Origin of the sequence: Devosia sp. (assembly GCF_041917035.1) — a bacterium.
In the GTDB taxonomy this organism is placed as follows: Bacteria; Pseudomonadota; Alphaproteobacteria; order Rhizobiales; family Devosiaceae; genus Devosia_A.
Map to the genome: position 1 here is coordinate 1 of NZ_JAYRYM010000186.1, position 7,234 is coordinate 7,234.

The window sequence follows — 7,234 nt, forward strand, 5'->3', positions numbered from 1 at the left end:
CGCCTCGAAGCGATCGAGGCCGCGATAGGCGGCCGGCGCGTTGCTGTTCAGCCGGGCCGTCGTGGTGAAGATGTTGATCGGTTTCAGCCCGTGCCGCGCCCCGACCTCGAAGTCGTTGAAGTCGTGCGCAGGCGTGATCTTGACCGCGCCCGAGCCGAGTTGAGGATCGGCGTATTCGTCGGCGATGATCGGGATGCGCCGGCCGACGATCGGCAGGATCACCTGCCGGCCGACCAGGTGCCGGTAGCGCTCGTCGTCCGGATGCACGGCCACGGCCACGTCACCCAGCATGGTCTCGGGCCGCGTCGTTGCCACGGTGATGGTCTCGTCGCTGCCCTCGATGGGGTAGCGCAGGTGCCACATCTTGCCGGCCGTCTCGATGTTCTCAACCTCGAGATCCGAAATCGCCGTCTCCAGCCCAGGGTGCCAGTTCACCAGCCGCTTGGCACGGTAGATGAGACCCTTCTCGTAAAGCGAGACGAACACCTTGCGGACGGCCTGCGACAGCCCCTCATCCATGGTGAACCGCTCGCGCGACCAGTCGGCCGAGGCCCCGAGCCGCTTCAGCTGGTTGAGGATGGTGCCGCCGGACTCTGCCTTCCACTCCCAGACGCGCTCGAGGAACTTCTCCCGGCCCATGGCGCGGCGACCCGGCTGCTGCCGCTCGGCCAATTGGCGTTCCACGATCATCTGGGTGGCGATGCCGGCATGGTCGGTGCCCGGCTGCCACAACACGTCGCGACCGCGCATCCGTTCGAAGCGGATCAGGATGTCCTGGATGGTGTTGTTGAGTGCGTGCCCGATATGCAGCGAGCCAGTGACATTGGGCGGCGGGATGACGATCGAATAGGGCTTGGCTCCCGGCTTGGCTCCGGCCCCGGCCCGGAAGGCCCCTGCCCTCTGCCATGCCTCGTAGATGCGGGTCTCGACGGCGGCCGGTTCGTAGGTCTTCTCAAGCATCGGGACGTCCAGCAGCAGCGGCCCGCCGGAGGCGCTCTGCGCTGGCGGGCCCGTTCAAATTCGGTGGCTAGGTCTAAAGCAAACGGCGGGGAGTGAAGTCAACACCATCGCATGCGCCAATCCGCGCCGGGAGCACGAAGTTCAGCGGCCGCCGCGGGAGACGCGCGCGATCTCCTGTTCGACGATCCGCTCGACCACTGCCGGCAGGTTTTCGTCGAGCCACTCCTTCAGCATTGGACGGAGCATCTCGCGCATCATCTGCTCGATGGTGACATTGGCTCCGATCATCGACATGTTGTTCAGCCGGGCAAAGCTGCTCTTGACGATGGACTGCGTCGCCGGCTCGAGCAGTTGCTCGGTGAGATCGGCCGTGAGCCTGGGATCGGGCAGCGGCGCTGCCTGGGCCACCGACACGGCGGGGCGCGGCGCGGGGCGCTCGACCACCGGGGCTGCACGCACGGCCACCGGTGGCGGCGACGGCGGAGGCGGAGGCGGAGGGGCCACTGGCTCCTCGTCGCGATCGGTCTCGAATGCAATGTCGTCCGGATCGACCAGAGAGACCGGCTCGGGTGAGGTCACGCCGAGCACATCGCTGAAGCTGACGCCGGTGTCGGCCATGTCCTCGGCGGCAGTATCGCGCAGAATCTGCTCGGCGGACAACGCCAGGGGCTCGGGCTCGACTTCGGGTTCCGGCTCGGGACGCGGCGGCGGAGGGGCGAAACTCCGAGGCTGCGGGGCGGCCGGCGGCACGGCAGGCTTGCGCGGCGCCGTACCGGCATCGTCATCGGCGATGATCTGCCGTATCGACGACAGTATCTCGTCCATCGATGGTTCTTTGGGAGCCGGCTTGTTCATCCCTGCCTCACTAGACGCACCGTACTCGACCCGCCGCGGCTGCGCCGCGCCGAATCGACTGTCATCAATCTAGTCCAACTGCTTCAGGTTTGTGAAACCGAGGTCCGATCGGACCCATCGGTCTTCCCCAGTCATTTTCGGTGCAACGTCCTGGAGCACCGCGACTCGCGTCCGGCAGCGAGGCTCGCCTCAATCGTCCAGAGCGCGGAGCTCCTGCCAGACATCTTCGACCTTGGCGATGTAGCCGTCGGCGGAGTGAATGGTCACATCGAGCGACAGGTCCTCGGCCGAGAGACGACCGGAGGCTGCAAGCAGCGCGAAGGCGGCGATCATCTTGCTGGAGCGGGCGGTAATCAGCCCCTCGCGGGCCGTGGTGAGTTCGGCCTGGGCGTTGAGCACGTCGAGAGTGGTCTTCTGCCCGACATCGCGCTCCTGGATGGTGCCGTCCACCACCAGCTGCCCGGATTCGACCGCCGACTGCGCCGATTCGATCTGCGTGGTGGCGTTCTGCAGGCTGGACCAGGACGAGATCACCGACTCGCGGATCTGGTCGCGTGCTGCCAGCGCATCGACCTCTGACTTGATCTGCTCGATATTGGCCTTGCGGATGCTCGCCCCCAGCGCGCCGCCGGCGTAGATCGGGATCGACAGCGACAGGTTGACCGAACCGGACATCCCGCCCACCGACGAATCGCCAAAGCACCCCACGGCGCAGAGCGAACCGATCAGGTTGAGCGTCGGTCCAAACGCCGCGTTGGCAGCGTCGGACCCGGCCTGGGCAACGCGAATCGCGGCCCGTGCCGAGAGCAGCGCCGGGTGGCGGTTCTCGGCCGACTGGATGGCCGAATCGATGGACCCCGGAAGCAGCTTTCCGAAATTGAAGTCGCCGCTGAGGCTCTTGGGCTTGTGACCGACCCAGCGCTCAAAGCTCGCCTGGCTGGTCTGCAGCGAAGCGATCGCCGCCTTGTAGGACGCGACGGCCTGGGCCTGACGCGCACGTGCCTGCGAGACGTCGATCTTTGTCCCCTCGCCCAGCCGCAGCCGGTCCTCGGCAGACCCCACCTGGGCCTCGAAGAACGCCATGTTGTCGGCCCGCAGCTGCACCAGCTGGGTATCGCGGATCACGGAGAAATAAGCCTGCACGACCGACAGCAGCACATTCTGCTCGGCATTGCGCAGCGAGTACTTGCTGAGCTCGGTCAGCGCCCGGGCCTGCTCGATCTGCGCTTCGGTCTTGAAATTGTCGAAGAGCGTCTGGTTGTAGCTGGCGCCCAGACGGTAGCTCTCGCTGATGCTCGAACCCGAGGGGCCACCCGCCGTCCAGTCGAAGCCGGCGCTGCCGGAAATGCCGATACTGGGCAGCTTGCCCGACTTGGCAAGCGCAATGCCCTCGGCCGTCGACTTCACATCAAGAAGCGCCGACAAGATATTGGGATTGTTGCTGTAGGCACTCGCCAGCGCCGACCGGAGCGACTCCGCATGCGCCGAAAGCGAAACGAGTGAAAAAGCTATGGCAAGGGCGCCCGCCCGCATTGCCCCCGAAAAACGCATAAACAGACCTCCGACACCCTAACGACACTATGCCGCCCACTTGGGGGGCACAACCTTCGATGGCAACCGATACCGAAATTTAACAAGCGATTTCAGTGGGGCGTGATTCGGCGGCAACACTGCCGTTCCGTCGGTCAGTTGTGATGTCCCCAGCTCTCGGTGCTAGAACACGAAGGCCTCATTCGCGTCCGCCGGCATCAGCGGCGGCAGGGTCGTGTTGAACTCGCCGCGCGCGCCGATGTCGTTGCCGCTGCGCCGGTAGAGCCTGGCCGAAGATGCCGGTCCGTTCCGCACCAGCGCGACCAGGCGCCCGCCGTCCGACAGGAGCTTCAGCAGCCCTGTCGGCTCGCGGTCGAGCGCTCCGTCGACCACGACGACATCGAAACTGCCGGGCTCCAGCGCCACGCCATCGAGCGCCGCCTCGATGACGCCGGCATTGGCGACGCCAAGAGCGCCGAGGTTGTCCCGGGCGAGCGCCGCCAGGCGCGGATCGGGCTCGATCAAAGTCACGCGCCGGGCGAGACGGGCCAGCACGGCGGCGGCGTAGCCGGTACCGCCGCCCACATCGAGGACGTTGTCGTCATGCGCGATCTCGGCGAGTTGCAGCAGCTTGGCAAAAGGCGCCGGCGCCCCCAGTGCGCGTCCGCCGCCGAGCTGGTGCGAAAGGTCCGAATAGGCCAGTTCGCGCCGCGCTTCCGGCACGAATGTCTCGCGCGGGACCTCGCCCATGGCGGCCAGCACCCGGTGATCGGTGACGTTGCTGGTGCGCAACTGGTTGTCCACCATCTTGCGGCGGAGAGTAGCGAAATCGGCCATGGCCTTCTGCCTCGGTAGCAAGCGTCGTATCGCCCCCCTGATAGACCGGTCTCCCGACCCCCGCAAGCAAATGCCACCTCGCCGGCCGACCTGCCCCGGAATGGCGAGCCCGGTCGCTCCGCCACTTCTGTTCACCTTGCGTAAAGGGCGAGCCTGCCATATGAACCCGGTCCAGTGGGGCCACGTGGCGGAGTGGTTACGCAGCGGATTGCAAATCCGTCTATTCCGGTTCGATTCCGGACGTGGCCTCCACTTTCCTCGAAATCGTCAAGTCTGTCGTGTCGGTCCGGCACGGCTCCGGAGCCACTGCCGGGTTGCATCGGCTGTCGGCGATTCAGCATTGCTCGCGATCGCCCCGCCGTCGGGAAAAACGGGCTTGGCAAACAAAAACAAACCCGCTACACGGGCGCTGCCTTGAACGAGGCAGCTCCGTGTTCCGCGATAGCTCAGTTGGTAGAGCAAGCGGCTGTTAACCGCTGGGTCGTAGGTTCGAGTCCTACTCGCGGAGCCATTTTCTCTCGGCATTTCTGCACCTTGGCGCCGGTCAGACGCCGTGTCCGCGCGTGACGGGCCGGCCGGACGGTGATCCCGCACGCGATGCGCAGAACCACTTCACGACCCCTGTCATCGGCCGGCTTGGGTTCAGTGCCGACTGCTTGCGGAGGGTTCGGAGTTGCGCTGGCCTCCTGCCGGGCGCTTAACCAATTGTCACGGCTCTGAACTGTTCGGCTTGCGCATGTAATTGGTTAGTGCTTTGTTAATGCTGCCTGGTTTGCGGCGGGCCAACTCGCGGCGTTGAAGAGACGCCGACAATGGAGTTGAGTATGCATTTGCGTTCGTCCCTTCGCCTCCTTGGCGCTTTTGCCGTTGCCGCCACCATGAGCATTGGTGCGGCCCAGCCTGCGGTGGCTTTTTCTCAGGAAGCTTCCGACAACATCGCGGAATTCTTCCGCTGCAAGACCCTGATGCTCACCGATTTCGCCGCGTTCAAGAAGCAGTGCGGCGGAACCCCGAACATGTCCGACCTGACGTCTATGGCGAGCGGGCACGTGCCATCCGAACGCAAGCGCCATGAGTGCTGGTGGGAGTATGAAGGGGACTACGAGGGCTCCTGAGCGTCACCGGGTTGATGTCCCGACGTAACAGCCGCCGCCATCTGTTCTGATGGCGGCGCACACCGCGTTGGCCCTCTCGAGCGAGCCAGCGACGATGCGGATGACAAAGGCACCATCGGCGGCCTGGTCAATCGTCAGGCGTTCCCCGGCCAGAAGCGAACTCCAGCGCCCTTCCGCATAGGCAAGTGACCGCTGCGCTTCCTCGCGACTGCCGAGGCGGGCCAACTCGACGAAGGCTCCGCCGGCGACCGGGGGGGCCTCCTCCAGCGGGCCGTCGAGCGCCACATCCAGCCTGATGGGTGCGCCGCGGTTGATTCCGAGCTCCTGCAGTTCGCGTGCAGAGAAGACGTACATGCCCTCGGGCGGAGTCCTCAGCATGTAGGAAACCACCTGCTGGCGCACGCCGAACTCGTAGAGTGCGTCGAGGACATCCCCCAGTGTCGTCTGGGCGAGCACCAGGTCATTCACCTCGGTCGAGATCTGGTGCACCCCCAACTCACCGTCGACCTGCCGGTCGGCCCCGGCAAAGAAGATGTAGGCGCACGCCGAGTAGCACCCCATGCGCTTTGGCACGTAGGTCCTGAGACCACGACGCTTGACCTCCTGGGCGACGACCAGCGCGCTGTCAACGGCGCCGCCGGGACTGTTGAGCACGAGGATGCGCACCCCCGGTCGCGCGGCAATGGCGCGGTCTAGGTCGCGAGGCGTCACGCTGTCGATCTCGGCGTTGAGGGCAATCACCTCGGGCTGATCCTCGGGGAGTTCGAAAGCACTGCGCAGCGCCGGCGAAGGCGCGCCCGTGGTCTTGCGCAATTCCTCATCCGGCGGCAGCAGGCTGATCGGGGTGAAATGGGACGCCAGCCAAACGGAGGTCAGGGCCCCTTCCCTTTGATAGGAACGCGCCCAGGCGAGCGAGTAGCCCACAGCGTCGGCCCCGCCGTTCACGAACATGGTGTAGTAGGTATAGTCGCCGAGCATGCCGCTCACGACGAAGCGGCGATCACTGAAGGTCCGGTAGGTAATGGTGCGTTCGTCGTCCGAATTCAGCAGCGAATCGTAGAGTTCGGCGAACGATTGCTCGGCGAGCGAGGCATACATCGTCTCCAGCGACAGTTCGCCGTCCTCGCTGGCATAGGTGGTTCCCAGTCCGGTGGGTGTGCGGATCGGCAACAGCCGGGTCGGAACGGACAGTTCCACGTGCCCCGCCCGGTCGGTGACATCCTCCAGGCCCAGGCGACGATCCACGTCGGCAGCCAGACGCCGGAGGCCGGCGAGTTCCGCGGCATCGAGCACACCCGTGCCTGTTCTCCCCTGGCTCTGCTGGAACGCTGCAACCGCGTCATAGGTCGCCCTGCCGAACTGGCCGTCGACCAGGAAGTCGTAGTGGCCGAGCAGGATCAGGTTGGCCTGGGTTTCCGCCCGCTCGAGGGCCGGCAGGGCCTCGAACCAGGCCCGGCTCGAGTCGAAGGAGGCATGGGACCAAGAGGGGAACGCTGCCAGCAGCAGACAGAACGCAAGCCTGAGAAAGGGACGCATGACCGGTAACCGTGCGAGTTGCCGACGATAGTGGCAAATCCCGCCTCGCCAGACAATCGCCGCTCGGTCACTCCTCAGATGGAGTAGCCGGCGTCCCAGTCGAAGATGCGTGCGTAGAGCTCCTCGGCCATGCGCACGGGGTCGTGCTGGCCGCCGCGGAGCACCATCTCGGGATGCTCGGGCGGCTCGTACGGGCTCGAGATGCCGGTGAAGTTCTTGATCTCGCCGCGACGGGCCTTGGCGTAAAGGCCCTTGGGATCGCGCGCCTCGCAGACGGCGAGCGGCGTATCGACATAGACCTCGGTGAAGCGAATGTCGCCCGCGATCTCGCGGGCCAGCCGGCGCTCGTTGCGGAACGGCGAGATGAACGAGACGAGGACGATCACGCCGGCATCGGCCAT

The 7,234-nt window shown here is 65.6% G+C and carries 7 protein-coding genes and 2 tRNA genes; 3 read left to right on the forward strand and 6 right to left on the reverse strand.

The features are described 5' to 3' along the window. The 4 genes from ACE3TU_RS16350 to ACE3TU_RS16365 form a co-directional block, all read right to left on the reverse strand. Positions 1 to 960 (reverse strand): class I tRNA ligase family protein (locus ACE3TU_RS16350; RefSeq protein ID WP_374626087.1); only part of this gene is annotated, 960 nt, incomplete at its 3' end. A 141-nt stretch (positions 961 to 1,101) separates the two neighbouring features. Beyond that, a complete protein-coding gene (locus ACE3TU_RS16355) occupies positions 1,102 to 1,785 on the reverse strand; it encodes a PopZ family protein (RefSeq protein ID WP_374626089.1) in 684 nt (227 codons plus the stop codon). A gap of 219 nt (positions 1,786 to 2,004) precedes the next feature. Continuing rightward, the gene (locus tag ACE3TU_RS16360; protein ID WP_374626091.1) at positions 2,005 to 3,366 is read right to left on the reverse strand and encodes a TolC family outer membrane protein; all 1,362 of its coding nucleotides are present in this window, start codon (positions 3,364 to 3,366) and stop codon (positions 2,005 to 2,007) included. 162 nt (positions 3,367 to 3,528) lie between these two features. Then, on the reverse strand, positions 3,529 to 4,182 hold the full coding sequence (locus ACE3TU_RS16365; RefSeq protein WP_374626093.1) for a protein-L-isoaspartate O-methyltransferase: 654 nt from the start codon (positions 4,180 to 4,182) through the stop codon (positions 3,529 to 3,531). A 178-nt stretch (positions 4,183 to 4,360) separates the two neighbouring features. Between ACE3TU_RS16365 and ACE3TU_RS16370 the strand changes: the two genes are divergently transcribed. From ACE3TU_RS16370 to ACE3TU_RS16380, 3 genes are all read left to right on the forward strand, one after another. Next, a tRNA-Cys gene (locus ACE3TU_RS16370) sits at positions 4,361 to 4,434 on the forward strand. A gap of 183 nt (positions 4,435 to 4,617) precedes the next feature. After that, positions 4,618 to 4,693: transfer RNA gene (locus ACE3TU_RS16375), tRNA-Asn, on the forward strand. Positions 4,694 to 5,006: 313 nt separating this feature from the next. Continuing rightward, on the forward strand, positions 5,007 to 5,297 hold the full coding sequence (locus ACE3TU_RS16380; protein WP_374626095.1) for a hypothetical protein: 291 nt from the start codon (positions 5,007 to 5,009) through the stop codon (positions 5,295 to 5,297). Between the two features lie 3 nt (positions 5,298 to 5,300). Here the strand turns inward: ACE3TU_RS16380 and ACE3TU_RS16385 are convergent, their stop codons facing one another. Beyond that, on the reverse strand, positions 5,301 to 6,833 hold the full coding sequence (locus ACE3TU_RS16385) for a peptidoglycan-binding protein (RefSeq protein WP_374626097.1): 1,533 nt from the start codon (positions 6,831 to 6,833) through the stop codon (positions 5,301 to 5,303). 74 nt (positions 6,834 to 6,907) lie between these two features. Further along, positions 6,908 to 7,234: adenylyl-sulfate kinase (locus tag ACE3TU_RS16390; RefSeq protein ID WP_374626099.1), on the reverse strand; the 327-nt coding region annotated here is incomplete at its 5' end.

Bases quoted from the DNA above. Each gene is read 5' to 3' on its own strand.
- ACE3TU_RS16355 (WP_374626089.1), bottom strand. From the start codon at position 1,785: ATGGACGAGATACTGTCGTCGATACGGCAGATCATCGCCGATGACGAT.
- ACE3TU_RS16360 (WP_374626091.1), bottom strand. From the start codon at position 3,366: ATGCGTTTTTCGGGGGCAATGCGGGCGGGCGCCCTTGCCATAGCTTTT.
- ACE3TU_RS16365 (WP_374626093.1), bottom strand. From the start codon at position 4,182: ATGGCCGATTTCGCTACTCTCCGCCGCAAGATGGTGGACAACCAGTTG.
- ACE3TU_RS16380 (WP_374626095.1), top strand. From the start codon at position 5,007: ATGCATTTGCGTTCGTCCCTTCGCCTCCTTGGCGCTTTTGCCGTTGCC.
- ACE3TU_RS16385 (WP_374626097.1), bottom strand. From the start codon at position 6,833: ATGCGTCCCTTTCTCAGGCTTGCGTTCTGTCTGCTGCTGGCAGCGTTC.